This window comes from Microbacterium fluvii (genome assembly GCF_025515205.1).
Lineage (GTDB): Bacteria > Actinomycetota > Actinomycetes > Actinomycetales > Microbacteriaceae > Microbacterium > Microbacterium fluvii.
In genome coordinates, this window is sequence record NZ_JAOPFX010000001.1 from 595225 (window position 1) to 621771 (window position 26547).

Consider the following 26547-nt stretch of genomic DNA (forward strand, 5'->3'; position numbering starts at 1 on the left):
CGCCACACGCACGACTGATAAGCCTAACCCAGTCTGCCTGGCCGATCCGTGGGAGCAGGAACTGCTCAGGGGACACAAATCCGCATCATTTTCCGTACAGGAAAGATCGCTAACCTTGACGGAATGGAGTTCTACGGCGATCAGCCCACCGTCGACCTGACCTATTCCGACGTCTTCCTCGTGCCGCGGCGCTCGGAGGTGACGAGTCGGCTCGACGTGGACCTCGCCCCCGGCGACGGAACGGGAGCCACCCTTCCGCTGGTCTCGGCCAACATGAACTCGGTGACCGGTCCGCGACTCGCGGCCACCCTCGCCCGCCGCGGAGGGCTGGGCGTGCTGCCGCAGGACATGCCGCTGCAGGAGCTGGATGCCGCGATCCGCTGGGTCAAGGACCAGCCCGTGCCGTGGGACACCCCGCTCGTGCTGCCGCCCGACGCGACGGTCGCCGAGGCGGCGCGGCTGCTGCCGGCCACCGAAGGCCACGGGATCGTGGTGGGCACCGCATCCGACGGGCGTCTGAAGATCGACGATGTGCTGGGGATCGTGCCGGCGACGCGCCTGGGCACGGCGCTGTCGGACGCGCGGCTGGGCGACCTCGCCCGCGGACGCACCGCCTCGATCGACGCCGACGACGTCGAGAGCGCACGGCACGCGTTCGACCTCATCGTGGCGACCGAGGCCGAGACGGTGTGCGTGCTGCATCACGGCTTCGTCGTGGGCACCCTCTCGCGGCGCAGCGCCCTGCGCTCGACGCTCTACCGCCCCGCCGTCGACGCCGACGGCCGGCTCATCGTCGCCGCCGCGGTCGGCATCAACGGCGACGTGGCGGCCAAGGCGCAGGCTCTCGCCGCCGCCGGCGTCGACGTGCTGGTCGTCGACACCGCGCACGGTCACCAGGAGGGGATGCTGCGGGCGCTCGCGACGGTGAGCGCGCTCGACCTGGGCATCCCGATCGCGGCGGGCAACATCGTCACCGCCGACGGCGTGGGCGACCTGGTGGGCGCGGGCGCCACGATCCTCAAGGTCGGCGTCGGCCCCGGCGCGATGTGCACGACCCGCATGATGACCGCCGTCGGCAGGCCGCAGTTCTCGGCCGTGCTCGAGACAGCCGAGGCTGCGCGAGCCGTCGGAGCCCACGTGTGGGCGGACGGCGGCGTGCGCTACCCCCGCGACGTCGCGCTGGCGCTGGCGGCGGGTGCGGCATCCGTCATGATCGGCTCGTGGTTCGCCGGCACGATCGAGGCACCGGGACAGCTGCAGGTCGACGGTGCGGGGCGGGCCTACAAGGAGTCGTGGGGCATGGCCTCCACCAAGGCCGTGCACGAGCGCTTCGGTCGGCTCGACCCGTATGAGCTGGCCCGCAAGGAGCTGTTCGCCGAGGGGATCTCGTCGTCGAAGATCTACCTCGACCCGCTGCGCCCCGGCGTCGAGGACCTGCTCGACATGATCACCTCGGGCGTGCGCTCGTCGTTCACCTATGCCGGCGCGGGCACCGTGGCGCAGTTCCACGAGCAGGCGCTCGTGGGCCTGCAGTCGGCCGCGGGCTACGAAGAGGGCAAGGCGCTCCCAGTCAGCTGGTAGCCGGCGCTGCGCGGTCGAGAGGTTCTCAGGGATGCGGCGGCCCGGCATCCCGTAGACTTGCCGGACAATGGACGACCCTCCCAGTAGACCCTCGCCCCACCGACCCGCCTCCCGTGAAGGGGGTGTTGCGTGATGGATTACGTCATGTTGGGCGTGGGGCTTCTGCTCACAGTCGGAACAGGACTGTTCGTCGCGAGTGAGTTCGCACTCGTCAACCTCGATCGCGCGGATCTCGAGGCGCGTCAGCAGGCAGGCGAGTCCCGCCTGTCGCTGACCATCAGCGCACTGCGGATCACCTCGACCCACCTCAGCAGCGCGCAGCTGGGCATCACGCTCACGACGCTGCTCACCGGCTACACGATGGAGCCGGCGATCTCGAACCTGCTGCGGCCCGTGTTCACGCAGTGGGGGTGGCCCGAGGCGGTCACCGTCACGCTCGCCTCGATCATCGGCGTGGCGATCGCCACGATCTTCTCGATGATCATCGGCGAGCTCGTGCCCAAGAATTTCGCCCTCGCGATCCCGCGGCAGACGGCCAAGCTCGTGATGCCCTTCCAGGTGGCGTTCACGACGGTGTTCAAGCCGGCGATCGTCGTGCTCAACGGCAGCGCCAACGCGGTGCTGCGCGCCATGGGCATCGAGCCGAAGGAAGAGCTGTCGGGCGCCCGCACCGCCGAAGAGCTCTCGAGCCTCGTGCGACGCTCGGCCAGCGCCGGCGTGCTCGAGGAGGACACCGCGACCCTGCTCGACCGCAGCCTCACCTTCGCCAGGCTCACCGCGGCCGACGTCATGACGCCGCGCCCCAGCATCCACGCCCTCTCGTCCGATGACACGGCAGAAGACGTCGTGCAACTCGCCCGTCGCACCGGCCACAGCCGCTTCCCCGTCTACGGCGAGTCGATGGACGACATCACCGGCGTCGTGCACCTCAAGGCAGCCATCGGCGTGCCGCGCGATCGCCGCGCCGAGGTTCCTGCCGGGGCGCTGGCCACCGAACCGCTGCGTGTGCCCGAGGCCGTTCACCTCGACGCGCTCGTGGCGGAGCTGCGAGGGCGCGGCTACCAGGCCGCCATCGTCGTCGACGAGTACGGCGGCACCGCCGGCATCGTGACGCTGGAAGACCTCGTCGAAGAGATCGTCGGCGAGGTGCTCGACGAGCACGATCGCCGCCAGGCCGGCATCGTGCGCACGGCCGACTCCCTCGTGCTGCCCGGCGAGCTGCGGCCAGACGAGCTGCGCGATCGCACCGGCATCCGCGTGCCGGAGGGCGATGTCTACGACACCGTCGGCGGGTTCATCATGAGCGAGCTGGAGCGCATCCCGGTCGTGGGCGACACCGTCGCGATCGACGACGGGATGCTGGAGGTCGTGCGCATGGACGCCCGCCGCGTCGACCGCATCCGGTTCGTTCCCACTCCCGTGCCGGCCGATGCCGCCGAGGGGGGTGAGCTGCGATGAGCGATTGGGCAGGACTCGCGTGGCTGGTCGTACTGCTGCTTGGCAACGCCTTCTTCGTCGGGGCGGAGTTCGCCGTCATCTCGGCACGCCGCTCGCAGATCGAGCCGCTCGTGGAGAAGGGCGTGCGGTCGGCCAAGACGGCCCTGTACGCCATGGAGCACGCCACCCTCATGCTGGCGACCAGCCAGCTCGGCATCACGATCTGCTCGCTGCTGATCCTGAACGTCTCTGAGCCGGCGATCCACCACCTGCTGGCGGTGCCGCTGGGTCTCACGGCGCTCAGCGAGGGTGTCGTCGACACCGTCGCGTTCGTCATCACGCTGCTGCTGGTGTCGTATCTGCACGTCGTGTTCGGCGAGATGGTGCCCAAGAACCTCGCGTTCTCGCTTCCCGACCGCGCCGTGCTCATGCTCGCGACGCCGCTTGTGTGGGTCTCGAAGCTCTTCCATCCCGTGATCGTCACGCTCAACTGGATCGCCAACCACATCGTGCGGCTGTTCCGGGTCGAGCCGAAGGACGAGGCCGCCTCGACCTTCACGCTCGAGGAGGTCGCCACGATCGTGAACCAGTCGCGCATCGAGGGCGTCCTCGACGACGCGGCAGGCACGGTCGCCGCAGCGGTCGAGTTCACCGACAAGAAGGCCGCCGACATCGCGGTGCCGCTCGCCTCGCTCGTGACGCTGCCGACCTCGACGACCCCCGACGAGATCGAACGCGCCGTCGCCCAGCACGGGTTCTCGCGCTATGTGATCGTGGATGCCGCCGCCACCCCGGTCGGCTACGTGCACTTGAAGGACGTGCTGCGCGCGGCCGAAGGCCCGACGGCGTCGGCCGACGTCGCCCGGCCGATCCCGCCCAAGCGCATCCACCACATGGTGCCGGTCACCGAGGGGACCGACCTCGAGGATGCGCTCGCGCTCATGCGTCGCACGGGGCGACACCTCGCCCAGGTCCGCGATCCGCAGGGCCGGGTCACCGGCGTGCTCTTCCTCGAGGACATCATCGAGGAGCTCATCGGCGAGATCGAAGACGCCACGCGGCGCGCGCGCTGACCGCGCCGCGGGCGACAGCATCCGCCGTCGTCGCCGATTCAGGTGACTCGGCTGAGGCAGGACGTTTCGGATGCCGAACGTCCTGCCTCGGCGAGAGCTCCTGAATCGGCGCCGGGGCTCGGCCGTGCCGGCCCAGGGCTCGGCGCCGCCGGGGCTCAGCCGCGACGGCGGGCGCGCACGTACTGCGGCGGCCAGTAGTCGAGCTCGACTCCGAGCTCGACCGAGGCGCGCAGGGCGTAGTGCGGGTCGCGCAGCCACTCGCGGCCTGACATGACGGCATCCGCGTCGCCGGCCTGCAGCACCTGCTCGGCCTGCGCGCCCGTGTCGATGAGGCCGACGGCGTTGACCGGCACCCCGGCCTCGCGGCGCACGCGGGCCGCCAGCCCCACCTGGTAGCCGGGCTCGGGCACGATGTGCTGATGGGCGACCAGGCCGCCGCTGGAGATGTCGAAGAAGTCGGCGCCGTGCTCTGCGGCCCAGCGGGCCACCTCGATCGTGTCGTCGACGCTCCAGCCGCCGTCTGCCCAATCGGTGCCGGAGAACCGCACGAACAGCGGCGCGGAGGGCGCGACCTCTCGGACTGCGTCGATCACGCGCAGCAGCAGCCGCGCGCGGTTCTCGAGGGATCCGCCGTACGCGTCGGTGCGCAGATTCGACAGCGGCGAGAGGAACTCGTGCAGCAGGTAGCCGTGCGCCGCGTGCACCTCGAGCACGACGAAGCCGGCCTCCAGCGCCCGTCGCGCGGCGGCGGCGAAGTCGGCGACGACCTTGTCGATGCCCTCGAGATCGAGCTCGTGCGGCACCGCGTAGCCCTCGTACGCGACCGCGGAGGGGCCGACGGCCTCCCAGCCGCCCTCCGCGGCGGGCACCGAGCCCCGGCCCGCCGCGAACGGCGAGTAGGTCGACGCCTTTCGACCCGCGTGCGCGAGCTGCACCGCGGGCACGGCACCGCGCGAGGCGATCGCCGCGACGATCGGGGCCCACGCGTCGCGGTGCGCGTCGGTGTAGAGGCCGACGTCGTCGGGCGAGATGCGGCCCTCGGCCGACACGGCGGCAGCCTCGGCCATCACGAGTCCCGCACCGCCGTTCGCGAACTGCGCGAGGTGGGTGTGGTGCCACTCGTTCGGCACGCCGTCGACGGCGCTGTACTGGCACATGGGCGAGACCCACAGCCGGTTGCGCATCGTGACGTCGCGGACGGTGAAGGGCGAGAACAGCAGGCTCATCAAGGCCTTTCCGAGGGGTCGAAGGTATCGTGGCGCCCATGGATGCGGGCCCGTGGAGCGACACCGACACGGCCGCGCTCCTGCGGGTGCCAACGGCATCGGATGACAAGTATTCCCGAGGCGTCGTCGGCATGCGCACCGGCTCGGTGCGCTACCCGGGCGCCGCGGTGCTCGGAGTCGAGGCCGCCTGGCGCGCCGGTGCGGGCATGGTGCGCTACCTCGGCCCCGCCCGCGCGGCCGATCTCGTGCTGCAGCGCCGCCCCGAGACGGTGGCCGCCGACGGCCGGGTGCAGGCGTGGGTCATCGGCTCGGGCACCGACCAGGAAGACCGCGCCGACGCCGAGGCCGAAACGCTGAGGCGCATTCTCGACGGCGACGTCCCCGTCGTCGTCGATGCGGGCGCCCTCGACCTCGCCATCGGGGCCCGCGCCCCGTTGATCGTGACGCCCCATGCGGGCGAGCACGCCCGGCTGCGTGCGTCGCTGGGGCTGGATGCATCCGCATCCGCCTCCGACGACGCCCGAGAGCGGGCGGCACTCGAGACGGCGGCGGCGCTCGGTGCGACCGTGCTGCTCAAGGGCTTCACCACGATCGTGGCCGACGCCTCGGGCTGGGCGGTGCGGGTGCGCGCCGCGACTCCGTGGCTGGCGACGGCGGGCGCGGGTGACGTGCTCGCCGGCATCGTCGGAGCCCTCGTGGCCGGACGACGCGATGCCGACGCGCCGCTCGGGCCGTCGGCTGCCGCCGCGGCGTGGCTGCACGGTCAGGCGGCGGTGGTGGCGGCATCCGCTCGTGGGCCGCTGGGCGGACCGATCGCCGCCCTCGAGGTGGCCGAGGCGCTGCCCACCGTGATCGCGCGGACCGTGGCCGGCGACCTGCGAGGATAGGGACGTGTCGAGGCGGGGTGCTCTGTGGGTCGCGTTCGCGATCGTGCACGTCGTCGTCGCGGTGCTGGGCTTCGTCGGCCCGAATCTCCCGATGGGCGACGTCACGAACGTCTACGACCCCTGGTCGCAGTGGGCCGTCGACGGCATCGCGATCGTCGGCATCGACCAGCCCTGGGTGTATCCGCAGCTCGCGTTGATCCCGATGGTGCTCGCTCGCGCTCTCGACGGGATCGCGGGATACGAGCTGGCCTGGGCGATCCTCGTGACGGCATGCAACGCACTCGGCTTCTGGATGCTGCTGGGCAGAGCCCGCTCGCGCGGACGCGTGACGGCGGCCTGGTTCTGGCTGGCCTACACGCTGCTGCTGGGCTCGATCGCGATGTACCGGATCGATGCGATCACGATCCCGCTGGCGATCGCCGGATGCCTGTGGCTGGCGGGGCGCCCGATGGTCGGCTCGGCGCTGCTGGCCGTCGCGACCTGGATCAAGGTGTGGCCCGCGGCGCTGCTGGCGGCCGCGTTCATCGCGCTGCGGCGGCGGTGGAGGGTGGCACTCGGCGCCGTGCTGGTGTCGGCGGTGACCCTCGGGGCGATCGTCGCCGCCGGCGGCGCGGCCAACGCCTTCGGATTCGTCGGCGATCAGACCGGGCGCGGGCTGCAGCTGGAGGCGCCCGTCAGCATGCTCTACGTGTGGCAGGCGGCCGCCGGGGTGCCCGGCTCGTTCGTCTACTACGACCAGGACATGCTCACCTACCAGGTGGCCGGCCCCCAGGTCGACGTCGTCATCGCGGTGATGACCCCACTGCTGGCGATCGCGATGCTCGCCGTCGCCGCCCTCGGCGCCTACCGCTCCTGGCAGGGGGCGAGCTACGCGCGGCTGTTTCCCTCGCTCGCGCTGGCGTTCGTGCTCACCTTCATCGTCTTCAACAAGGTCGGCTCGCCGCAGTACATGACCTGGATCGTCGTGCCGCTGGTGATGGGGCTGGTCATCGATCGCCGACGCTGGCGGCGCCCCGCCCTGTTCGCGCTCGCGATCGCGGCGACGACGCAGGTCGTCTACCCGTTCCTGTACCTCGAGCTGCTGATGGTGCGGCCGCTCGCCGTCGCCGCGCTCACGCTGCGCAACGCGCTCGTGGTCGCCTTCCTCGTGCTCGTGATCGTGGATCTCGTGCGGATGCCGGTGCGTCGCCGCATCCCCGCCGTCGCTCCGTCCGTCTGACCCAGGGAGGTCACCATGCTCATCGCCTTCTCCGTCGCCCCGAGCGGCACCGGCCGCTCCGACGGCTCGGTGCACGACGCCGTCGCCGCGGCCGTGCGCATCGTGCGCGAATCGGGGCTGCCGCACCGCACGAGCTCGATGTTCACCGAACTCGAGGGGGAGTGGGACGAGGTCTTCGACGTCGTCAAGCGCGCCACCGAGGCGGTGCTGCCGTTCGGGTCGCGCGTGTCGCTCGTGCTCAAGGCCGACATCCGTCCAGGACACGTCGGCGAGCTCGACGGCAAGATCGAGCGCCTCGAGCGCGCACTCGCCGAGACCGACGACGAAGACTGAGGCCGAAACGATTCGACAGGGCCCCGCGTCTGCCGGTACTCTGACGCGATGACCTCCTCGAACCTCTCGAGGGGTGCGGCGATGTGGGCGCTCCTCTCGCTCGCCGTCGGCAGCTTCGGCATCGGCATGACCGAGTTCGTCGTGATGGGGCTGCTGCCCCAGATCGCCGCCGACCTCGCCCCGTCGGCGTGGGCCGCGAACCCCGAAGACGCCATCGCCCAGGCCGGCTGGCTGATCAGCCTCTACGCGCTCGGCGTCGTCATCGGCGCGCCGACGATCGCCGGGTCGGTCGCGCGGTTCCCGCGGCACCGCGTGATGGTCTGCCTCGCCGCAGCCCTCACCCTCTTCAACGCGCTCACGGTGCTGGCCCCCACCTTCGAGCTGGTCGCGGTGTCGCGGCTGCTGGCCGGGCTGCCGCACGGCGCCTACTTCGGCATCGGCGCGCTCGTGGCCGCCGATGTGCTCGGCCCTGGGAAGCGCGCCAAGGGTGTCGCCTTCGTGCTCATGGGCCTCACGATCGCGAACGTCGTCGGGGTGCCGCTGGGCACCTACCTCGGTCAGCAGGCGGGGTGGCGCGTGGCGTTCGGCGTCGTGGCGGCGATCTTCGCGCTGGCCACGGTCATGATCGCGGTGTTCGTGCCCGATCATCCAGGCCAGCCCGGCCGCACGCTGCGTGCCGAGCTGGGCGTCTTCCGCGTCGGCCAGGTGTGGTTCGCCCTCGGCATCGGCGCGATCGGCTTCGGCGGGTTCTTCGCGGTCTACAGCTACGTCGCGCCCATGATCACCGAGGTCGCCGGCTCTCCCGAGTGGGCGGTGCCCATCGTGCTCGTCGTCATGGGGCTGGGCATGACCTTCGGCAACCTCGCCGGCGGCCACTTCGCCGACCGCGACGTGCCGCGCACGCTCGTGTTCGGCCACCTCGCGCTCGCGGCGGTGCTGGTGGCGCTCGCCCTCACCGCCCAGGCGATCGTCGCGATCGCCGTGTTCGCCTTCGCGGTCGGGTTCGTCTCGGCGATGCTCAGCCCCACCATCCAGACCCGCCTCATGGACGTGGCCGGCGACAACCAGTCGATCGCCGCCGCCCTCAACCACTCGGCGCTGAACCTCGGCAACTCGCTCGGCGCGTTCCTGGGCGGCGTCGTCATCGCGGCGGGCTTCGGTTTCGTCGCTCCGGTCTGGGTGGGCGTCTGCCTCGCGCTCGGCGGCCTCGCGCTGACGCTTGCGAGCCTCGGCGTCCAGCGGCGCAGCGAGCGGGGCGCGGTCGAGCAGCGGTCGACCGTCGCGGTTTCGCGCTAGCATCCGTCGGATTCTTCGGCCTCGGCGGCCCGCCGGTCACAGAAGGTGCGGGTGGGCGCCGGCTGGGGTGCAGGTTCTGCGACCCGCGCGGCCTGCCGGTCGCACTACGTGCGGGTGGGGGACGGCTGGGGTGCAGGTTCTGCGACCCGCGCGGCCCGCCGGTCGCACTACGTGCGCGTGGGGGACGGCTGTGGTGCACCTTCTGCGACCGACTACGCCCGTTGGTCGCAGAATCTGCGGATGCTGACCACCGCAGTCGCCCTATAGTGCGACCAGGGGGGGCCACCGACCGTGGACCGCGGCGCACCGCGGCGGCGGATTCATCAGCTCTCCAGCAGACGCCGGAGGTGTCGGCCGACGGCGGGGGTCTCGATGAGGAAGCCGTCGTGGCCGAAGTCGCTCACGAGCACGACGGCCTCGTCGCCGTCGAGGGTCGTCGCGATGCCGCGGGCGATGCGGTGCTGGCCGTCGATCGGGAAGAGCCGGTCGCTGTCGATGCCGAGCACGAGGGCGCGCGCCGTGACGCGCGCGAGGGCGTCCTCGACGCCGCCGCGGTCGCGGCCGACGTCGTGCGAGTTCATCGCCTCGACGAGGGTCAGGTAGGTGTTGGCGTCGAACCGGCGCGTGAACTTGTTGCCGTGGAAGTCGAGGTACGACTCCACCGCGAACCGCCCGCCGTGTCCGAGAGGGCTCACGCCCGACTGCCACGAGCGCTGGAAGCGCTGGTTCAGCTCGGTGGGCGAGCGGTAGTTCAGAAGCGCCATGCGGCGCGCGAGGGCGAGTCCCCGGTGGGGCCCGTCGCCGTCGCCGGCGTCGTAGTACTCGCCGCCGGCGAACCGCGGGTCGATGCGGATGGCCTCCAGCTGCACCGAGTTCAGCGCGATCTGGTCGGCCGTGTTGACCGGGGGAGCCGACAGCACGGCGACCCGTTCGAGCCGGTCGGGGTGGCCGACCGCCCACTCCAGCGCGTGCATGCCGCCCATCGAGCCGCCGATGACGGCCGCCCACACATCGACGCCGAGCGCGTCGGCCAGCTGCACCTGGGCGGCGACCTGGTCGCGGATCGTGAGGTAGGGGAACCGCGAGGCCCACTCGTAGCCGTCGGGGCCGACGCTGGCGGGGCCGGTCGAGCCCTGGCATCCGCCCAGCATGTTGGGAGCCACGACGAACCAGCGGTCGGTGTCGATGGGCGCCCCAGGGCCGACGATGTCGTCCCACCAGCCGGCGGTGGGGTGCCCTGGCCCGGCAGGACCGCGCACGTGGCTGTCGCCGGTGAGCGCGTGCAGCACCAGCACGGCGTTGTCACGGGCGGTGTTGAGCTCACCCCACGTCTCGAACGCGAGGCGATAGGCGGGCAGTTCGCGCCCGCCCTCGGTGCGGAACGCGCCGAACGCGGCGAACTGGCGGTCTCCGCGGGGGTCGCCGTCGCGCCACGCCCCCGTGACCGGGGGGCGCCCCAGCAGCAGGCGCGCGTCGGCCTCCGTCACGGGGGCGCTGGGCACCGTGTCTTCGGAGGTCTGCCAGTCCATGGCATCCATTCTCACGGTCGCGGGGCGCCGCCCGTGAATTGTGACGCGTCCTCGCCCGAGGCGAGGAGATCTCGCGGGGCGAGGGCCGCGTCGGTGCATCGGGTCCTCGCCTGCCGCGATCTCCTCGCTCGACGCGAGGGCGGGCTGTCGCGGTGTCGGGGCCCGGTCGTACCCTCACGACATGGACCCCGTCATCGAGTACCTGCTGCAGGGCGACCCCTCGATCCGCTGGCAGGTGATGCGCGACCTGCTCGATGCGCCGCCGGCCGAGGTCGCCGCCGAGCGCGCGCGGGTGGCGACCGAGGGCTGGGGCGGGCGGATGCTGGCGGAACAGGCCGACGACGGCCGCTGGGACGGCGGCACCTACCGCCCCGGCTGGGCCGACGAGACGAGGCCGTTCTTCGACGCGTGGTCGGCGACGCACTTCTCGCTGCAGGCGCTGTGGGAGTACGGGCTCGATCCGCACAGCCCCGAGGCGCGGCGCGCGATCGGGCTCGTGCGCGACAACGTGCGCTGGGAGCACGACGGCGAGCCCTACTTCGACGGCGAGGTCGAGCCGTGCATCAACGGCATCGCGATGGCGGTAGGCGCGTACTTCGGCGAGCCGGTCGAGAAGATCGTCGAGACGACGCTCGCCCAGCAGCTGTCGGACGGCGGCTGGAACTGCTGGGCGCCCGAGAGCGAGGTCGGCTCGTTCCACTCCACGATCTGCGTGCTGGAGGGACTGCGCGAACAGGAGGCGGCCACCGGCGGCGCCGATGCGTCGCGTGCTGCGCGTGCGGCCGGCGAGGAGTATCTGCTCGAACGTCGGCTCTTCCGCCGCAGGAGCACGGGCGAGGTCGCCGATCCCCGCATGACGATGCTCTCGTTCCCGGTGCGCTGGTTCTACGACATCCTCCGAGGCCTCGACCACTTCCGGGTCGTCGACCGCCGCGACGAGCGCCTCGAAGAGGCGATCGGGATGCTGCGGGCCAAGGCCGACGGCACCGGGATGTTCGCCTACGAGAACTGCCACGAGGGCCCTCGGCTGTTCGCGATGGAGCAGGAGGGCGAGGGCTTCCCGAGCCGCTGGGTGACCCTTCGCGCGCTGCGGGTGCTGCGCTGGTGGGACGGCGCCTGAGCGGTGAAGACGCCGGATGCCCCGGGCCGCTGGGCCCGGGGCATCCGCTGCGTCCCCCTTGCGCTGGGACTTCTCAGGCGCGCGCGGCCTCCGAGACGCGGCGCGCGGCGGCCAGGGCCTGCTCGAGGTCGGCCTTGAGGTCGTCGATGTTCTCGAGGCCCACCGACAGACGCACGAGACCGGGCGTGACGCCGGTCGTGAGCTGCTGCTCGGGCGTGAGCTGCGAATGGGTCGTCGAGGCCGGGTGGATCACGAGCGAGCGCACGTCGCCGATGTTGGCGAGGTGGCTGAAGAGGGTCAGCGAGTTGACGAACTCGCGGCCCGCCTCGACACCGCCCTTGAGCTCGAACGACAGCACCGCGCCGACGCCCTTGGGCGCGTAGGTGTTGGCGGCGGCGTACCAGGGCGAGGTGGGCAGGCCCGAGTAGTTCACCGAGGCGATGTCGTCGTGGTTCTCGAGCCACTCGGCGATCTCCTGCGCGTTCTGCACGTGGCGCTCGATGCGCAGCGACAGCGTCTCGATGCCCTGGATGAGCAGCCACGCGCTCTGCGGCGAGATCGCGGCGCCGAGGTCGCGCAGCAGCTGCACGCGGGCCTTGATGATGTAGGCGAGGCCGTCGCCGACCGCCGCCGTGTACGAGGCCCCGTGGTACGAGGGGTCGGGCACCGTGAGGCCGGGGAACTTCTCGACGTTCTTCGACCACTCGAACTTTCCGCCGTCGACGATGACGCCGCCGATGACGGTGCCGTGGCCGCCGAGGAACTTGGTCGCCGAGTGCACGACGATGTCGGCGCCGTGCTCGAACGGGCGGATGAGGTAGGGGGTGGCGATCGTGTTGTCGACGATCAGCGGCACACCCGCCTCGTGGGCGATGTCGGCGACGGTGCGGATGTCGAGCACGTTGATCTTCGGGTTGCCGATCGTCTCGGCGAAGAACAGCTTCGTGTTCGGCCGAACCGCACGGCGCCACTCCTCGGGGTCGTCCTGGTTCTCGACGAAGGTCGTCTCGATGCCGAGCTTGGCGAGGGTGTACTTGAAGAGGTTGTAGGTGCCGCCGTAGATCGAGCTCGACGAGACGATGTGGTCGCCGGCTTCGGCGATGTTGAGCACCGCGAAGGTCTCTGCCGCCTGCCCGGAGGCGACCAGCAGCGCGCCGGTGCCGCCCTCGAGCGCCGCGATGCGCTGCTCGACGACATCCTGTGTGGGGTTCTGGATGCGGGTGTAGATGTTGCCGAACTCCGCGAGCGCGAACAGGTTCGCCGCGTGGTCGGTGTTGTCGAAGACGTACGAGGTCGTCTGGTAGATCGGGGTGGCGCGGGCCTTCGTCACCGGATCGGGCTGGGCGCCGGTGTGGATCTGCTTGGTCTCGAAACGCCAGTTCTCGGGTGCCGACATGGCTTGCTCCTGCGGGTGTGATCGGCCGCGCCCACTGCGGCGGCCACGACCGAGCGTAGGCACCTACCACCGAGGCGACAACGCCGCGGAAATGTGACGTAACCTCGCGGACCCTGATGTGGTCGGACTCACAGCCGCGGATCGGTAGCGTTGAGGCATGACACGACGCGCGGTGGTGACCGGAGCCAGTTCAGGGATCGGAGAGGCCGCCGCCAGAGCGCTGCGCGCGAGCGGATGGGACGTCGTGGCCGTGGCCCGCCGGGCCGAGCGGCTCGCCGCCCTCGAAGCCGAGATCGGCGCCGCAGCCTTCGCCGCGGACCTCACGGTGCAGGCTGATGTCGATGCGCTCGCCGAGTGGCTCGCCTCGACCGGCGAGGTGCACGCCCTCGTGCACGTGGCCGGCGGCGCGCGAGGCACGGATCGCATCGAAGACGGCAGGCCCGACGACTGGCAGTGGATGTTCGAGGTCAACGTGCTGTCGAGCCAGCGCGTGGTCGCCGCCCTCCTTCCCCTGCTGCGGCAGGCGGCGGCATCGTCCGGCCACGCCGACACCCTCTTCCTCACCTCGACCGCCGCGCAGAACGCCTACGTCGGCGGCGCGGGCTACAACGCCGCCAAGGCGGGCGAGTCGATGGTCGCCGGTGCGCTGCGCCTCGAGCTCAACGGCGAGCCCATCCGCGTGATGGAGGTCGCCCCCGGCATGGTCCACACCCCGGAGTTCACCCTCAACCGCCTCGGCGGGAATGCGGATGCGGCTGCCGCCGTCTACGACGGGGTGCAGGCCCCGCTCGTGGCGGAAGACGTCGCCGACGTCATCGCGTACGCGCTGAACGCCCCCGGCCACGTCAACCTCGACCTCATCACGATGCGCCCCGTCGCCCAGTCGGCCCAGTGGCTGCTGGCCCGCGGCGCACTTGCCCCGAAGGGATACGCACAATGACCGACGAACGCGAGAAGCTCACCTGGGAGCAGTTCGGTGAGGCCTCGCGCGACATCGCGCGCGACATCATCGCGACAGGGTTCGAGCCCGAGGTCGTGGTCGCGATCGCCCGCGGCGGTCTGCTGCCGGCCGGTGCGATCGCCTATGCGCTGGGCGTGAAGAGCTGCGGCGCCCTCAACGTCGAGTTCTACACCGGCGTCGGCACCGTGCTGGAGGCCCCCGAGGTGCTGCCGCCCGCCCTCGACATCGACTTCCTCTCCGGCAAGCGCGTGCTGCTGGTCGACGACGTCGCCGACAGCGGGCGCACGCTGGCCCTGGCCGTGCAGCTGCTGCGCGACCGCGGCGCCGACATGCGCTCGGTGACGATCTACACCAAGCCCGGCTCGATCGCCCGGCCCGACTTCGCGTGGAAGGAGACCGATCTGTGGATCGACTTCCCGTGGTCGTGGCAGGGCACCGTCACGACGGGTGCCGAGGCGTCCTGACGTGGCGAAGTCGCTGGCCGAGCTCGCCGCCGACGGCCTGATCGACGAGGGGTGGGCGCAAGCCCTCTCGCCCGTCGCAGGCGACATCACGGCGCTCGGCGAGCGGCTGCGGGCAGAGCTCGCCGCCGGTCGGCACTACCTGCCGGCCGGCGACCGCGTGCTGCGGGCCTTCCAGCGCCCCCTCGACGGCGTCAAGGTGCTGATCGTCGGGCAGGACCCCTACCCGACCCCCGGCCACCCCATCGGGCTCTCCTTCGCGGTCGACAAGCACGTGCGGCCGCTGCCGCGGAGCCTGTCGAACATCTACCGCGAGCTCTCCGACGATCTCGGCATCGCCCCGGCGGCCCACGGCGATCTCTCGGCGTGGAGCGACCAGGGCGTCATGCTGCTGAACAGGGTGCTCACCGTCGCCCCCGGCGCCCCCGCATCGCATCGCGGCTGGGGCTGGGAGAAGGTCACCGAGCACGCCATCCGCACGCTCGTCGCGCGCGAGAAGCCGCTCGTGGCGATCCTGTGGGGGAGGGATGCGGCGAACCTCCGACCCCTGCTGGGTGCCGTGCCGATCGTCGAGTCGCCGCATCCGTCGCCGCTGTCGGCCTCGCGCGGGTTCTTCGGATCGCGGCCCTTCTCGCGGGCGAACGCGCTGCTCGAGCAGCAGGGGGCGACGGCGGTCGACTGGGCCGTCCCCGCGTAGGCTGTCGCCATGCTCGAGGAGGAATACGAGAAGACCCGGCGGCGGCTGCCGCTGCATCTGCGTCGGCAGAGCGAGCCCGAGGCGCCGTTCTCGTACGAGATCCGTCCTGCCACCGAGCAGGACCTGCCCGACATCCGCGAGATCTACAACTATTACGTCACCAACTCCGTGGTCACCTTCGACGAGAAGAAGTGGTCGCACGCGCAGTGGCGCGAGAAGTTCGCCTATCTGCACAAGCTCGACATGCCGTTCCTGGTCGCACAGTCGCCGTCGGGCAACATCATCGGCTACGCGCTGGTGCAGCCGATGTCGCAGAAGTCGGCCTACCGCTACAGCGTCGAGAACTCGATCTACCTCGGCCAGGCCGCCGCCGGCAAGGGGCTGGGGCGGGCGCTGCTGGAGGCGCTGATCGCCGCATGCGAAGAGGCCGGCATCCGCGAGATGGTGGCGATCATCAGCGACAAGGGCGCCGAGGCCTCGGTGGCGCTGCACAGCAAGCTCGGCTTCGAAGAGGTCGGGCGCATGGGCAGGGTCGGCTTCAAGTTCGGCCGGTGGCTCGGGGTCATCCACATGCAGAAGCACCTCAAGCCCGTCCGCAAGAAAGGCCTGTTCGGCCGGCTACGCTGACGCGGCGGCCCGCACGGCGTCGACGAGGTCGCGCCACGGGCCGGTGAGCTCGGCGTCCCCCAGGAGCGCCGTGCGGACGCCCTGCGGCTCGGCCGCCTCGATGCGCCACTGGAAGCGGTCGGCATCCGTCGGGGGAGCGACCGCCGGAGTCTCGTCCCACGGGCACAGCGTGATCATCGCGATCCAGTGCGGCGCCTCGGCCTCCGGCGGCGACGCCGTCCACTCGCGGCTCAGCCCCGCGAACCCGCCCGAGCGCACGACGGTCACCGTCAGCTGCCGGTCGGTGCGGGGATCGGGGTCCACGCTGACGGATGCTACGCGGTCGGGCCCTCGGCTGCGAGCACCCCGACCTGCCGCCACGCCGTGGCCACGGCATCCGCCTCGACGCTGCTCTCGCCGAACTCCGCCGCTGCCGCCTCGACGGTGGCCTGTGCGAACTGCGCGAACGTCGCCGTCGACGACAGTGTGCCGCCGGTGAGCGTGCGGTACCAGACCAGGCCGGCCCGCTCCCAGGCGCGGCCGCCGAGCGCGGTGGCGGCGAGATAGAAGGCGTGGTTGGGGATGCCGGAGTTGATGTGCACGCCGCCGTTGTCGTCGATCGTGTCGACGTAGTCGTCCACGTGCGCCGGCTGCGGGTCTCGGCCCAGCACGTCGTCGTCGTAGGCCGTGCCGGGGGCCTTCATCGAGCGCAGGGCCACGCCCTGCACGGCCTCGGTGAAGATGCCCACCCCGATCAGCCACGAGGCGGCATCGGCGGTCTGCCCGAGGCTGTGCTGCTCGACCAGTGCTCCGAACACGTCCGAGACCGACTCGTTGAGCGCCCCCGACTGCCCGCTGTAGACGAGGGCCGCGGTGTGCTCGGTGACGGCGTGGGCGAGTTCGTGCGCGATGACCGTGAGCGAGCCGGTGAAGCCCGTGAACACCTCGCCGTCGCCGTCGCCGAAGACCATGCGCTCGCCGTTCCAGAACGCGTTGTCGTAGTCGGTGCCGTAGTGCACCGTCGCGAGGAGCGCCTCGCCCGCCGCGTCGACGGAGTTGCGGCGGTACGCGTCCCACCAGAACGCGAACGTGGCCCCGAGGCCGTCGAAGGCTTGGTCTGCGGCCTCGTCTCCTGTTGCCGGAGCGTCCTCCGTGCGCACCGTGAGCCCCGGCAGCGTCTCGGTGTTCTGTGCGTCGCTGATCGTGCGGTCGGGCGACGGCGCGGTCTCGGCGACCAGCGCCCCCGTCTCGTCGATCGACAGCACGAGCCGAGAGCGCACGGGGTGGAAGCCCCGAGGCACGGCCAGGGTCGCCCTGGCGGCCTCGGCGGCCTTGGGATACTGCGCCGAGGCGGCGACACGGGCCAGCAGGTAGGGAGGGACGATCGCGTGCATGCAGGGAGAGTACTCCCCGCCTCCGACGCGTCAGTCGGCGTGGATGACCGGGATGCTGGCGAGCAGGCGCCTCGTGTAGGCCACCTGGGGCTGCAGCAGCACCTTCTCGGTGGGTCCTTCTTCGACGATGCGGCCGTCCTTCATGACGATCACCTCGTCGCACAGGTTCTGCACGACGCCGATGTCGTGCGAGACCATCAGCAGGGTGAGCCCGTCGCGGGCGCGCAGGTCGGAGATGAGCTCGAGGATCTGCGCGCGCACCGTGACATCGAGGGCCGACAGCGGCTCGTCGCCGACGAGCAGGCGAGGCCGGTGCACGAGGGCGCGGGCCAGTGCGATGCGCTGGCGCTGCCCGCCAGAGAACTCGTGCGGGTAGCGCTCGGCCATGTCGGCCTCGAGTCCCACGTCTTCGAGCACCTCCCGCACGCGGGCGCGGCGGTCGCCGTCGATTCCGAGCGCCCACAGCGGCTCGCCGACGATGCGGCCGATGCTCATGCGGGGGTCGAGCGACGCGTACGGGTCTTGGAAGACGATGCCGGTCTGCCGGCGCAGCCAGTGCAGGCTTCGCGCGGAGGCGGCGGCATCCACATCCTTGCCGTCGAAGGTCACGGTGCCCGCGGTGGGGGAGTCGAGCCCGAGCAGCAGCCTGACGAGGGTCGACTTGCCCGACCCCGACTCGCCGATGACGCCGACCGCCGTGCCCTCGCGCACGTCGATGTCGGCGTCGTCGAGCGCCGTCGTGAAGGTCTTGGGCGCGAACGGCGCCCTCCCGGGATTCGTGTAGCGGCGGGTCAGCCCGCGGCCGGTGAGAAGGGGTCCCTGAGCCTGTCGCGGTCCCTGAGCCTGTCGAAGGGTCATCGCCGCCCCTCCGGTCGCCACAGGGTCGCCGTCGCGTCGCGCAGGAGCCCCTGCGTGATCGGAGAGGCCGGTGCCGACAGGAGCGTCGCCACCGGCGCCTCCTCGACGACGCGGCCGTGCTCGAGCACGACGCCGTGCGTCGCGATCTGCGACAGCACCGCGAGGTCGTGCGTGATGAATACGAGCGACATCTCGGTCTCGTCGACGAGCGCCCGCAGGAGGGCCAGGATCTCTGCCTGGATCGTGACGTCGAGGGCCGTCGTGGGCTCGTCGGCGATCAGCAGCCGCGGGCGGCAGGCCAGAGCCATCGCGATCGCGACGCGCTGGCGCTGCCCGCCGGAGAGCTGGTGCGGGTAGCGAGAGACGATGCGCTCGGGGTCGGGAAGGGCGACGCGCCGGGCTTCGGCGATCGCGCGGGCGGCGGCATCCTTCTTCGACGCCTTCTCGTGGATGCGGATCGACTCGCCGATCTGCCTGCCGACCGTGCGGATGGGGTTGAGGGCGGTTCGGGGCTCCTGGAAGACGATGCCGATCTCGTCGCCGCGGAGCTGAGCGAGCTCGCGATCGGGAAGCCCGAGGATCTCCCGGCCGTTCCAGCGGATGCTGCCGCTCGCGGTCGCGCCGTCGGGGAGGAGCCCGAGCACGGCCAGCGCCGTCATCGACTTGCCGGAGCCGGATTCGCCGATGAGCCCCACCCGCGCGCCGTCGGGCACGGCGAACGAAACGCCGTCGACGACGCGGTGGCCGTCGATCTCGACGACGAGGTCGCGCACCTCGAGGCTCATGCGACCACCCCTGGCTGGTGGGCGCGGGCCGTGGCCGCGGAGCGGCTCGTGCGGCGCGCGAGCGTGGGGTCGGTGGCCTCGCGCACGCCGTCGCCGAGGAGATTGAGTCCCAGCACCGTGATCGTGATCGCCAGACCCGGCCACACCACCGACAGCGGGTGCACCGCGATGTACTTCTGCACTTCAGCCAGCAGCACCCCCCAGCTCGGGGCCGTTACGGGGGCGCCGAAGCCGAGGTAGCTCAGGCCCGCCTCGGCGAGCACCGCGACGGCCATGCCCCACGACAGCTGCACGATGAACACCGGCGCGACGTTGGGCAGGAGGTGGCGGTAGAGGTTCTGCGCGGGAGTGAGCCCCGACGCGCGCCCGGCCAGCACGAAGTCGCTGTGCAGCACACGGCGCAGCTCGGGCCGGGTGACGCGGGCGACGTTGACGCCGAAGCCGATGCCGACCGCCCACACGACGACCCACAGCGACCCGCCCCACACCGACGAGATCATCATGGCGATCAGCAGCACGGGGAAGGCGATGAGGATGTCGACGAGCACCGCGACCGATTCGCGCACCCAGCGGGTGGTCAGAGCCCCGAGCGCGGCGAGCACGATGCCGACGACGGTTGCGACGATGCCGGCTCCGGCGGCGACGAACACCGTGGTCCGGGCGCCGGCCATGATGAGGCTCAGGATGTCTCTCCCCGAACCGTCGGTGCCGAGCAGGTGCGGCCACCCAGGGCTCGCCCACCGGTCGGCCAGGTCGACCCGCTGCGGATCGAACGGCGTCCACCACAGCGACACGAGCGCCGTCAGCCCGACGATCCCGACGACGATGAGCCCGAAGCGTCCCGTCGACAGCGACCACAGGCGGCTCAACCAGCGCAAGCCCCTCATGCCGCCTCCCGCTGCCTCGGGTCGAGCACGCGGTGCACGAGGTCGACGACGAACCCGACGATCAGCACGAACCCGGTGAGCACGAGCAGCTCGCCCTGCACCATCGGCAGATCCCGCGATCCGACGTCGGAGACCAGCATCCGCCCGATGCCGGGGAGCGTGAACAGCTGCTCGATCACGACGGCGCCCACGATGATGCCGGCGATCTGCAGCCCCAGCACCGTGATGATCGACAGGCCGACGGTGGGAAGCCCGTGGCGGATCAGTGCCGTGTTGCGGGTGAGGCCCTTGGCGGCCGCGGTGCGGACGAAGTCCTGCCCGACCGCCCCCAGGGTCGCGCTGCGCACGAACCGCATGAGCATGGCGCCCTCGACGATGCCGATCGTGAGGGCCGGCAGCAGCAGCGAGCGGAACGCGAGCCACGGCGTCTCCCACCCCGTCCGAGGGAATCCGGTCGCCGGCAGCCATCCGAGCCACACCGCGAAGACGACGACGAGCATCATGCCCGCCCACACCACCGGCACGGCGGCCAGCGCCTGCGCACCGACGCTCAGCGCCGTGCCGTCGGCGTGTCCGCGGCGCATGGCCGAGAGCACGCCGAACGGGATGCTGATCACGAGCGCGATCGTCAGCGCCATGATGCCGAGCGGCACCGTGATCTGCGCCTTCTGCGCCAGCTGCTCGGTGACGCTCGATCCGGTGATCAGCGACGTGCCGAGGTCTCCTCGGAGCACGCCGCCGATCCAGGTCAGATACTGCACGAGCAGCGGTTCGTTCAGGCCCAGCTCTTCGCGGATCGCGGCCACCTGCTCGGGGGTGCCGTTGGTGCCGGCGATCAGCTGCGCGACGTCGCCCGGCAGTACCCGCAGCGTGAAGAAGATCAGCAGGCTGGCGACGAGGAGCCCCACCGCCAGCAGGGCGATCCTCGTAGCCGCATATCTGATCACTCCGAAGAGACTGTCACATCCGCGAGGTTCAGGCGCGAGTTGATCGAGTCCTGCGGGAACCCGGCGATGCCCGCCTCGACGGCGGTGATCGTCTGGCCGGTGTAGAGCCAGTCGGCCGCGTCGTCGTCTGCGACGATGCGCGCGGCCTCGGCCAGCAGCGACGCCGACTCGTCGGGGTCGACCGTCGCCATGGCCTGGGCGTAGAGCGACTGCACCTGGGCATTGTCGTAGCCGAAGTAGTAGTCGGGGTTGGCGAAGTTGCCGAAGTCGCGCGGCTCGACGTGCAGCACGTAGCTGAGGTCGTAGTCGTGGTTCGTGTAGACGTCCTGCAGCCAGGTGGCGAACTCCACCGACTCCACCGTGAGGGTGACGCCGATCTCGTTGTAGGCCGACACGAGCACGGTCGGGATCGTCGTTCCGTAGAACGAGGGGATCGTGAGGGTGAGCTCGAGGTTCTCGACGCCCGCCTCGGCGAGCAGCTCCTTGGCCTTGGCGGGGTCGTAGGGCGCCGTGTCGGAGAGGTCTTCGTAGCCGGGGTCGAGCTCGGGGATCGGGCCGTACATCGTGGTGCCCGCGCCCACCGTCTCGACGAGGGCCTGGTGGTCGACCGCCAGGCGCAGCGCCTCGCGCACGCGCGCGTCGTCGAGCGGCGCCTTCTGGTTGTTGAACGCGAGGGTCGCCTTGTCGGTGGTCTTGCCCGTCGTCAGAGTGAACGCGCCCGACTGCTCGAGCTGGGGCGCGAGGGTCGGATCGACCGCGGTGAGCACGTCCAGCGTGCCGTCGAGGGCCGCGTTGACGCCCGCCGTGAAGTCGGGGATGTACTGCAGCACGACCGAGGCGACGCCGGCGGCGGTGCCCCAGTAGTCGTCGTAGCGGGCGAGCTCGATGCTGTCGCCCTGGGTCCAGTTGACCAGGGTGAAGGGGCCGGTGCCGTTGGCGTCGGTCTGGAAGTCGGTCTTGTCGCCCGACGAGAAGACGAGCCCGGCCGGGCCGGTGAGGTTGAACAGGAAGTTCTGGTCGGGCGCGGCGAGGGTGATGACGACCGTGTCGTCTCCGTCGGCTGCGATCGAGTCGACGCCGGCGAACACGGCGTGCCCGTTGATCGTCTCGTCGTCCTTCGCTGCGGTGAAGCTGTCGATCACATCGTCGACGGTCAGCTCTTCGCCGTGGTGGAAGGTGACGCCGCTGTTCAGCGTGAAGGTGTAGGTGAGGCCGTCGTCCGAGATCGTGTAGTCGCTCGCGAGCGCCGTGACGATCTCGTTGTCCTGCGTGCGGGTGACCAGGCCCTGGTAGACGTTGTCGATCAGCACCTGCTCGAGGGCAGCCCCCGAGGTGTGGCGGATGTCGAGGTTGGTCGGCTCGAGCACGAGGCCGACGGTGATCTCGGCGTTCGGGTCGGGCGTGCCGGTGCTGGTCGGGGTGGTCGAGGTGTCGGCGGTGCAGCCGGCGAGAGCGAGGGCGCCGGCGGCGAGCAGCGCTGCTGCGGCAAGGGCGGGGCGGCGGAACATGGTGGTCCTTTCGGGGGACATCCGCGGGGTTCGGGGTGCTGTGTGACGGCGGTCGGGCAACGGATGGGGCGCGCGACAGCCTAGAGAAGGGTACCCGGCGTGTGCAGGGCCCTCCTACTCGCAACGAAATACGGCGCTCAGGCCTTCCCAGCGATCTCGCGCACGAGGGCGGCCAAGTGCACAGGGATCTCCTCCTGCACGTTGTGGCCGCTCGGCACCTCGACGACGGATGCCGCCGGCACGCGCTCCCGGTAGACCGTGATGTCGTGGGCGCTCACGTAGCCGCGGTCGCCGCGGATGAGGGTGATCGGCGAGGTGACGGCCGCGAGGTCTTCCCACCCCGCCTCGCCGAGCACGGCGGTCACGGCATCCGTCTCGTGCGCCGCGCTCTCGGGCGCGGACGCCGCCGCGTTCGCGAGCCGCGCGAAGTGATGCTTCCACTCCACCCGGCCGTCGTCGCGCACGCGCGAATTGTGGAACACGCCGCGCTCGGCCGCCGAGCGCTCGCCGCCGAGCCCGAACGCGAGGGCGCGGTCGACGAGCTCGTCGCGGCTCGCCCAGTCGGTGGGTCCCGCGAAGAACTGCCGCAGCTGCGAGGGGCCGCCCGAGAAGTCGATGCCCGGGGTGATGTCGACGACGACGAGCTCGCGCACGAGGTCGGGGCGGGTCGCTGCCACGGCCGCCGCGGTCAGCCCCCCGAGGGATTGGCCGACCAGCACCTGCGGACCGTCGGTCCACGCCTCGATGCCGGCGATGACGTCGGGGGCGAGCACGCGTGCGACATAGGCGGCGTCTTCGCGCCACGACGAGTCGCCGTGGCCGGCCAGGTCGATCGCGAGGGCCGGCAGGCCCATGGCCAGGATCGTCGTGTCCCACGTGTGGGCGTTCAGGCCCGCGCCGTGGAGGAACGTGACGACCGGCGTCGCGGTCCCCGAGCCTGTCGAGGGGGCGTAGCGCAGCGCGCTCAGCATCCGCCCGTCGGAAAGGGGGATCGACACGCGCTCGCCGCGGGGGAGAGGGCCGTCGATGCCGGCGTCGGCGGCCTGGGCCGCGAGGAACGAGAACTCGTCGATGGGGTCGCTCACCCGCCCATTCTGGCCGACCCGGCACCGCCGGCGAAGCCGTCGGTAGTGTGGGGTCATGAGTGCAGAACGCCGCGTTCACCTCGCCCGCTCGGCCCGCCCGGCCTACGACGCGCTCGCCGCCTTCTCGTCGACCGTCAAGCAGGTGGCGACCGAGGCGGGCATCGACGCCCGGCTCACCGAGATCGTGCAGATCCACGCGTCGCAGCTCAACGGCTGCGCCTATTGCGTGCGGGTGCACGTCGACCGCGCCGTCGCGGCGGGCCTCGACGCCGACACGATCACGCAGATCGCGGTGTGGCGCGAGTCCGGGGTCTTCAGCGAGAGGGAGCGCGCGGCGCTCGAGCTCGCCGAGGCGTTCACGTTCATCCATGAAGACGGCGTGCCCGACGACGTTTACGACCAGGTCGGCGGCATCCTCACCGAGGCGGAGTACGTGGCGCTGAGCTGGATCCTCGTGTCGATCAACGCCTTCAACCGCATCGCGATCGCCGGGCGCTACCCGGTGCCGCCGCGCACGGCTCCCGCCGTGCCCGTCGCATGACGCAGGCGCTCGTTCCGGGGGCGGTCAACTTCCGCGACGTCGGCGGGCTGCCGGCCGGCGCGGGCGCGACCCGACCCGGCGTGTTGTTCCGTTCGGGCAATCTCGCCCGGCTGGGCGACGACGGGGTGGCGGCGCTGGGCGGTCTCGGCATCCGCCGCGTCGTCGATCTGCGCGACGACGATGAGGTCGCCCACGCGCCCAGCCCGCTCGACGGTCTCGACGTGCGGATGCAGCGCGTGCCGCTCTTCCTCGGCTCGGTCGCGTCGTTCTTCGCCGACGACCTCTCGCTCGACGAGCTGTACCGCCGGCTCGTCGACGATTCCGCCGCGGGGCTGGTGTCGGTGGTGCGCGGCATCATCGAGCAGCAGCCGGTGCTCGTGCACTGCACGGTCGGCAAGGATCGCACCGGTGTCGCCGTCGCGCTCACGCTCGCGGCGGCGGGCGTCGACCTCGACGCGATCGTCGCCGACTACGAGCGCACCGAGGCGCTGCTGCCGCAGTGGCGCAACGAGCGCGTCGTCGCGTACCTGAGGGCACAGCATCCCGGCGCCGTGCACCTGGAAGACCTCGCGATGCGCTCGCCGGCAGATGTGATGCGCAGGCTCCTTGCCGACGTCGCGGGGCGCTTCGGGTCGGCGGCCGACTACCTGCGGGCGCAGGGGATGACGGATGCCGAGCTCGGCGAGCTGACGCGGATTCTCATTCAGCGGGACTAGACAGCGTTCCGCGTGTCGGGACATGAGGTTAGGCATGCCTACATCGGGCGTATAGTGGGCAGTGCCATGACCGCCACCGAGCACAACGACGCCGCCTGCCGCACGCCGCGGCACTCGCGCGTTCAGCACCTCATCACCGCCGACGAGACGTCGCTGGTCGATCTCGAGGCGCTGCTGGCGACGCTGCCGATCTGCTCGACCGGTCGCGTGTTCGTCGAGGTGCCCGACGAGTCGTGGATCTGCGATCTCGATGTGCCCGCGCGCATGGTGCTCACGTGGCTCGACCGCTCGCGCCGCAGCGGCGACCCCGGAACCGGCAGGGCGTGTGCGCCCGGTCAGGCGCTGGCACGGGCCGTGACCGCCTGGGCCGACGAGATGCTGTGCACCGAAGACGACCACACCCTGGTGTTCCTCCTGGGCGGGTTCCTCGGCACCGCCGACATCCACGACCACCTCACGGGACGGTTGGGCATCGCGAGCGACGCGATCCACACCCCCGAGCGCTTCGGCCTCACCGCTTCCCGCTGACTCTCCCGCCTTCCCTTCCCGCGAGTTGGCAGGTTCGGTCGCTCGCACGGCGTCGCAGCGGCAACAGCTGCCAAGTTGCGGGAGGGGGCGGTGAGCACTCCTACCCGCGAGTTGGCAGGTTCGGTCGCTGCGACGCCGTGCGGGCGGCAACAGCTGCCATATTGCGGGGGAGGTAGTTGCCGTCTTCCAGGCCGGCCTCGATCTCGAAGCGGTTGCGCAGAGGGTCGCGGCCCGCGAGGGCGTAGAGCACGGGCATGAGCAGGCCGTAGCGCTCCCACTGGCGCTTGTGCACCGCCTCGTGGCGCAGCACCCTGTCGGTCACCCGCGCGTCGCCGGTGAGATAGCAGCCGCCCACGCACACGCCGCCGCGGCGGAACGCCCACGCCGGCAGTCCGCGGAACACCCACAGGCCCTCGCGGCGCTCGACGCGCCCCGTGCTCCACAGTCCGCCCCACGCGAAGCCGACCGCGGTGCCGTAGAGGTACCCGAGGCGGCTGACCGCCGAGTCGAGCAGGAATGCCGGTATCAGCCGGTCGAGCGCGCGCCCTCGGGCGACGGCGCGGTCGGCGCGCTGCCGCCAGCCGGTGGGCGGGGCCGCGATCGGGCTCATCGGGCGCTCACGCGACGGCTCCGACCAGGCGCAGGATCGCCCCGAGGTCGTCGACCGCCGCGGCAGGGGAGGAGGGGGCGAAGCCGGCGATCGTGGCTCCGACCAGCGGCACCCGCGCGCGCAGGCGGGCGAGCGCCGCGACCAGCTGTGCCGGGTCGGCGCCGAAGGGCACCGCAGAGGTGATGCCGCCCATCGCGGACGGGTCGAGCACGTCGAGATCGAGATGCACGTAGACGGCAGACGCGCCGGTCGCCGCCACGGCTTCGGCGAGCACCTCGGCGTCGTCGAGGGCCTCGGCCGGCAGCATCCGCAGCCCCGCCTCGGCGGCGAAGTCGCTCTCGGCGTCTTCGAGGTCGCGCGCGCCCACCACGACGATGCGCTCGACCGGCACCGCCGGCGAGAGCGCGAGCTGAGCCTCGCCGTGCCCGATCGCCGCGCGCAGCGCCATGCCGCCCGCCGCGCCAGACGGCGAGGTCTCCGGCGTGTGCAGGTCGCCGTGGGCGTCGCACCAGACCACGGCGAGATCCGGATGCTGCGCCAACGCCGCCGCGATTCCCGCGAGGCCGACCGAGCAGTCGCCCCCGACGAGCACGACCTGCTCGTCGGCATGCTGCTCGAGGGCGGCCCGGGTGGCCTCGGCGGTACTCAGCACGGCGCTCAGCCGCCGCACCCCCGTGCCGAGGGCGTCGCCGGCCTCCTGCGGCACCTCCACCGACGTGCAGGCGCTCCGAGGCAGGTCGCCGGCGATCGCCTCGGCGCCGTCGACGAGCAGCATGGCCCGCGCGGCGGGCGAACCCTGCCACTGCGGCACGACGATGAACCGGGTCATGCTGTCATCCTCCTCCTGCGCGCACACCGCCGAGAAA

At 71.5% G+C, this 26547-nt stretch carries 28 protein-coding genes; 15 read left to right on the forward strand and 13 right to left on the reverse strand.

Annotated features, from left to right (window positions below):
- Window positions 1-123 precede the first annotated feature (123 nt).
- From guaB1 to OAW74_RS02630, 3 genes are all read left to right on the forward strand, one after another.
- Window positions 124-1581, forward strand: coding sequence for a GMP reductase (gene guaB1, locus OAW74_RS02620; protein ID WP_262872778.1), 1458 nt, complete (start codon window positions 124-126; stop codon window positions 1579-1581).
- A gap of 132 nt (window positions 1582-1713) precedes the next feature.
- Window positions 1714-3039 carry a hemolysin family protein gene (locus OAW74_RS02625; RefSeq protein WP_262873905.1) on the forward strand — a complete coding sequence of 442 codons (1326 nt, stop codon included), beginning with the start codon at window positions 1714-1716 and terminating at the stop codon, window positions 3037-3039.
- Window positions 3036-4091: a hemolysin family protein gene (locus OAW74_RS02630; protein WP_262872779.1), complete on the forward strand. Its 1056-nt coding sequence runs from the start codon at window positions 3036-3038 to the stop codon at window positions 4089-4091. The genes OAW74_RS02625 and OAW74_RS02630 overlap by 4 nt, the downstream gene beginning before the upstream one ends.
- 155 nt (window positions 4092-4246) lie before the next feature.
- Here the strand turns inward: OAW74_RS02630 and OAW74_RS02635 are convergent, their stop codons facing one another.
- On the reverse strand, window positions 4247-5317 hold the full coding sequence (locus OAW74_RS02635) for an NADH:flavin oxidoreductase/NADH oxidase (RefSeq protein ID WP_262872780.1): 1071 nt from the start codon (window positions 5315-5317) through the stop codon (window positions 4247-4249).
- A 29-nt stretch (window positions 5318-5346) separates the two neighbouring features.
- On the opposite strand from OAW74_RS02635, the gene OAW74_RS02640 reads away from it, so the two are divergent.
- From OAW74_RS02640 to OAW74_RS02655, 4 genes are read left to right on the forward strand one after another with little or no spacing between them, the layout of a single operon-like run.
- On the forward strand, window positions 5347-6204 hold the full coding sequence (locus tag OAW74_RS02640) for an ADP-dependent NAD(P)H-hydrate dehydratase (RefSeq protein WP_378733229.1): 858 nt from the start codon (window positions 5347-5349) through the stop codon (window positions 6202-6204).
- A gap of 4 nt (window positions 6205-6208) precedes the next feature.
- Window positions 6209-7423: a glycosyltransferase 87 family protein gene (locus OAW74_RS02645; RefSeq protein ID WP_262872782.1), complete on the forward strand. Its 1215-nt coding sequence runs from the start codon at window positions 6209-6211 to the stop codon at window positions 7421-7423.
- A 15-nt stretch (window positions 7424-7438) separates the two neighbouring features.
- Entirely contained in the window at window positions 7439-7756 is a 318-nt protein-coding gene (locus OAW74_RS02650) for a thiamine-binding protein (protein WP_262872783.1), read from the forward strand.
- A 48-nt stretch (window positions 7757-7804) separates the two neighbouring features.
- Window positions 7805-9052 carry an MFS transporter gene (locus tag OAW74_RS02655; RefSeq protein WP_262872784.1) on the forward strand — a complete coding sequence of 416 codons (1248 nt, stop codon included), beginning with the start codon at window positions 7805-7807 and terminating at the stop codon, window positions 9050-9052.
- A gap of 323 nt (window positions 9053-9375) precedes the next feature.
- On the opposite strand, the gene metX is transcribed toward OAW74_RS02655, so the two are convergent.
- Window positions 9376-10581, reverse strand: a complete 1206-nt coding sequence (metX, locus tag OAW74_RS02660) for a homoserine O-acetyltransferase MetX (RefSeq protein ID WP_262872785.1) — start codon at window positions 10579-10581, stop codon at window positions 9376-9378.
- A gap of 181 nt (window positions 10582-10762) precedes the next feature.
- On the opposite strand from metX, the gene OAW74_RS02665 reads away from it, so the two are divergent.
- Window positions 10763-11701 (forward strand): hypothetical protein, encoded by a 939-nt coding sequence (locus tag OAW74_RS02665; RefSeq protein WP_262872786.1) that lies wholly within the window; start codon window positions 10763-10765, stop codon window positions 11699-11701.
- Between the two features lie 73 nt (window positions 11702-11774).
- Here OAW74_RS02665 and OAW74_RS02670 read toward each other — a convergent pair whose 3' ends face one another.
- Window positions 11775-13097 carry a bifunctional o-acetylhomoserine/o-acetylserine sulfhydrylase gene (locus tag OAW74_RS02670; RefSeq protein WP_262872787.1) on the reverse strand — a complete coding sequence of 441 codons (1323 nt, stop codon included), beginning with the start codon at window positions 13095-13097 and terminating at the stop codon, window positions 11775-11777.
- 157 nt (window positions 13098-13254) lie between these two features.
- Here OAW74_RS02670 and OAW74_RS02675 point away from each other — a divergent pair, with 157 nt between their 5' ends.
- The 4 genes from OAW74_RS02675 to OAW74_RS02690 are packed head-to-tail and all read left to right on the forward strand — an operon-like array spanning window position 13255 to window position 15843.
- Entirely contained in the window at window positions 13255-14037 is a 783-nt protein-coding gene (locus tag OAW74_RS02675) for an SDR family oxidoreductase (protein WP_262872788.1), read from the forward strand.
- Window positions 14034-14522: a phosphoribosyltransferase gene (locus OAW74_RS02680; RefSeq protein ID WP_262872789.1), complete on the forward strand. Its 489-nt coding sequence runs from the start codon at window positions 14034-14036 to the stop codon at window positions 14520-14522. The genes OAW74_RS02675 and OAW74_RS02680 overlap by 4 nt, the downstream gene beginning before the upstream one ends.
- Before the next feature lies 1 nt (window position 14523).
- Window positions 14524-15216 carry a uracil-DNA glycosylase gene (locus tag OAW74_RS02685; protein ID WP_262872790.1) on the forward strand — a complete coding sequence of 231 codons (693 nt, stop codon included), beginning with the start codon at window positions 14524-14526 and terminating at the stop codon, window positions 15214-15216.
- Between the two features lie 9 nt (window positions 15217-15225).
- Window positions 15226-15843 carry a GNAT family N-acetyltransferase gene (locus OAW74_RS02690; RefSeq protein ID WP_262872791.1) on the forward strand — a complete coding sequence of 206 codons (618 nt, stop codon included), beginning with the start codon at window positions 15226-15228 and terminating at the stop codon, window positions 15841-15843.
- On the opposite strand, the gene OAW74_RS02695 is transcribed toward OAW74_RS02690, so the two are convergent.
- The 8 genes from OAW74_RS02695 to OAW74_RS02730 all read right to left on the reverse strand — a co-directional run bounded on the left by OAW74_RS02695 (window position 15835) and on the right by OAW74_RS02730 (window position 23286).
- Complete coding sequence (locus OAW74_RS02695) at window positions 15835-16146, reverse strand: protealysin inhibitor emfourin (RefSeq protein ID WP_262872792.1); 312 nt, start codon at window positions 16144-16146, stop codon at window positions 15835-15837. The genes OAW74_RS02690 and OAW74_RS02695 overlap by 9 nt on opposite strands.
- 11 nt (window positions 16147-16157) lie before the next feature.
- Entirely contained in the window at window positions 16158-17216 is a 1059-nt protein-coding gene (locus tag OAW74_RS02700) for a M4 family metallopeptidase (RefSeq protein ID WP_262872793.1), read from the reverse strand.
- A 30-nt stretch (window positions 17217-17246) separates the two neighbouring features.
- The gene (locus OAW74_RS02705) at window positions 17247-18074 is read right to left on the reverse strand and encodes an ABC transporter ATP-binding protein (protein WP_262872794.1); all 828 of its coding nucleotides are present in this window, start codon (window positions 18072-18074) and stop codon (window positions 17247-17249) included.
- Window positions 18071-18859: an ABC transporter ATP-binding protein gene (locus OAW74_RS02710; RefSeq protein WP_262872795.1), complete on the reverse strand. Its 789-nt coding sequence runs from the start codon at window positions 18857-18859 to the stop codon at window positions 18071-18073. The genes OAW74_RS02705 and OAW74_RS02710 overlap by 4 nt, the downstream gene beginning before the upstream one ends.
- Entirely contained in the window at window positions 18856-19746 is an 891-nt protein-coding gene (locus OAW74_RS02715; protein WP_262872796.1) for an ABC transporter permease, read from the reverse strand. The genes OAW74_RS02710 and OAW74_RS02715 overlap by 4 nt, the downstream gene beginning before the upstream one ends.
- Window positions 19743-20693, reverse strand: coding sequence for an ABC transporter permease (locus OAW74_RS02720; RefSeq protein ID WP_262872797.1), 951 nt, complete (start codon window positions 20691-20693; stop codon window positions 19743-19745). The genes OAW74_RS02715 and OAW74_RS02720 overlap by 4 nt, the downstream gene beginning before the upstream one ends.
- Complete coding sequence (locus tag OAW74_RS02725; RefSeq protein ID WP_262872798.1) at window positions 20690-22201, reverse strand: ABC transporter substrate-binding protein; 1512 nt, start codon at window positions 22199-22201, stop codon at window positions 20690-20692. Before OAW74_RS02725 ends, OAW74_RS02720 begins: the two co-directional genes overlap by 4 nt.
- A 137-nt stretch (window positions 22202-22338) precedes the next feature.
- The gene (locus tag OAW74_RS02730) at window positions 22339-23286 is read right to left on the reverse strand and encodes an alpha/beta fold hydrolase (protein ID WP_262872799.1); all 948 of its coding nucleotides are present in this window, start codon (window positions 23284-23286) and stop codon (window positions 22339-22341) included.
- Window positions 23287-23341: 55 nt separating this feature from the next.
- On the opposite strand from OAW74_RS02730, the gene OAW74_RS02735 reads away from it, so the two are divergent.
- The 3 genes from OAW74_RS02735 to OAW74_RS02745 all read left to right on the forward strand — a co-directional run bounded on the left by OAW74_RS02735 (window position 23342) and on the right by OAW74_RS02745 (window position 25071).
- Complete coding sequence (locus tag OAW74_RS02735; RefSeq protein WP_262872800.1) at window positions 23342-23827, forward strand: carboxymuconolactone decarboxylase family protein; 486 nt, start codon at window positions 23342-23344, stop codon at window positions 23825-23827.
- The gene (locus tag OAW74_RS02740) at window positions 23824-24543 is read left to right on the forward strand and encodes a tyrosine-protein phosphatase (RefSeq protein ID WP_262872801.1); all 720 of its coding nucleotides are present in this window, start codon (window positions 23824-23826) and stop codon (window positions 24541-24543) included. The genes OAW74_RS02735 and OAW74_RS02740 overlap by 4 nt, the downstream gene beginning before the upstream one ends.
- A gap of 66 nt (window positions 24544-24609) precedes the next feature.
- Window positions 24610-25071 carry an SIP domain-containing protein gene (locus OAW74_RS02745; protein WP_262872802.1) on the forward strand — a complete coding sequence of 154 codons (462 nt, stop codon included), beginning with the start codon at window positions 24610-24612 and terminating at the stop codon, window positions 25069-25071.
- Between the two features lie 100 nt (window positions 25072-25171).
- On the opposite strand, the gene OAW74_RS02750 is transcribed toward OAW74_RS02745, so the two are convergent.
- A complete protein-coding gene (locus tag OAW74_RS02750; protein ID WP_262872803.1) occupies window positions 25172-25681 on the reverse strand; it encodes a Fe-S oxidoreductase in 510 nt (169 codons plus the stop codon).
- 7 nt (window positions 25682-25688) lie between these two features.
- A complete protein-coding gene (locus OAW74_RS02755) occupies window positions 25689-26510 on the reverse strand; it encodes an arginase family protein (RefSeq protein ID WP_262872804.1) in 822 nt (273 codons plus the stop codon).
- Window positions 26511-26547: the final 37 nt, after the last annotated feature.

Bases quoted from the DNA above. Each gene is read 5' to 3' on its own strand.
- OAW74_RS02735 (WP_262872800.1), top strand. From the start codon at position 23,342: ATGAGTGCAGAACGCCGCGTTCACCTCGCCCGCTCGGCCCGCCCGGCC.
- OAW74_RS02715 (WP_262872796.1), bottom strand. From the start codon at position 19,746: ATGAGGGGCTTGCGCTGGTTGAGCCGCCTGTGGTCGCTGTCGACGGGA.
- OAW74_RS02755 (WP_262872804.1), bottom strand. From the start codon at position 26,510: ATGACCCGGTTCATCGTCGTGCCGCAGTGGCAGGGTTCGCCCGCCGCG.
- OAW74_RS02705 (WP_262872794.1), bottom strand. From the start codon at position 18,074: ATGACCCTTCGACAGGCTCAGGGACCGCGACAGGCTCAGGGACCCCTT.
- OAW74_RS02690 (WP_262872791.1), top strand. From the start codon at position 15,226: ATGCTCGAGGAGGAATACGAGAAGACCCGGCGGCGGCTGCCGCTGCAT.
- OAW74_RS02710 (WP_262872795.1), bottom strand. From the start codon at position 18,859: ATGAGCCTCGAGGTGCGCGACCTCGTCGTCGAGATCGACGGCCACCGC.
- OAW74_RS02675 (WP_262872788.1), top strand. From the start codon at position 13,255: ATGACACGACGCGCGGTGGTGACCGGAGCCAGTTCAGGGATCGGAGAG.
- OAW74_RS02650 (WP_262872783.1), top strand. From the start codon at position 7,439: ATGCTCATCGCCTTCTCCGTCGCCCCGAGCGGCACCGGCCGCTCCGAC.
- OAW74_RS02700 (WP_262872793.1), bottom strand. From the start codon at position 17,216: ATGCACGCGATCGTCCCTCCCTACCTGCTGGCCCGTGTCGCCGCCTCG.
- OAW74_RS02750 (WP_262872803.1), bottom strand. From the start codon at position 25,681: ATGAGCCCGATCGCGGCCCCGCCCACCGGCTGGCGGCAGCGCGCCGAC.
- metX (WP_262872785.1), bottom strand. From the start codon at position 10,581: ATGGACTGGCAGACCTCCGAAGACACGGTGCCCAGCGCCCCCGTGACG.
- OAW74_RS02655 (WP_262872784.1), top strand. From the start codon at position 7,805: ATGACCTCCTCGAACCTCTCGAGGGGTGCGGCGATGTGGGCGCTCCTC.
- OAW74_RS02670 (WP_262872787.1), bottom strand. From the start codon at position 13,097: ATGTCGGCACCCGAGAACTGGCGTTTCGAGACCAAGCAGATCCACACC.
- OAW74_RS02740 (WP_262872801.1), top strand. From the start codon at position 23,824: ATGACGCAGGCGCTCGTTCCGGGGGCGGTCAACTTCCGCGACGTCGGC.
- guaB1 (WP_262872778.1), top strand. From the start codon at position 124: ATGGAGTTCTACGGCGATCAGCCCACCGTCGACCTGACCTATTCCGAC.
- OAW74_RS02725 (WP_262872798.1), bottom strand. From the start codon at position 22,201: ATGTTCCGCCGCCCCGCCCTTGCCGCAGCAGCGCTGCTCGCCGCCGGC.
- OAW74_RS02635 (WP_262872780.1), bottom strand. From the start codon at position 5,317: ATGAGCCTGCTGTTCTCGCCCTTCACCGTCCGCGACGTCACGATGCGC.
- OAW74_RS02745 (WP_262872802.1), top strand. From the start codon at position 24,610: ATGACCGCCACCGAGCACAACGACGCCGCCTGCCGCACGCCGCGGCAC.
- OAW74_RS02630 (WP_262872779.1), top strand. From the start codon at position 3,036: ATGAGCGATTGGGCAGGACTCGCGTGGCTGGTCGTACTGCTGCTTGGC.
- OAW74_RS02665 (WP_262872786.1), top strand. From the start codon at position 10,763: ATGGACCCCGTCATCGAGTACCTGCTGCAGGGCGACCCCTCGATCCGC.
- OAW74_RS02625 (WP_262873905.1), top strand. From the start codon at position 1,714: ATGGATTACGTCATGTTGGGCGTGGGGCTTCTGCTCACAGTCGGAACA.
- OAW74_RS02680 (WP_262872789.1), top strand. From the start codon at position 14,034: ATGACCGACGAACGCGAGAAGCTCACCTGGGAGCAGTTCGGTGAGGCC.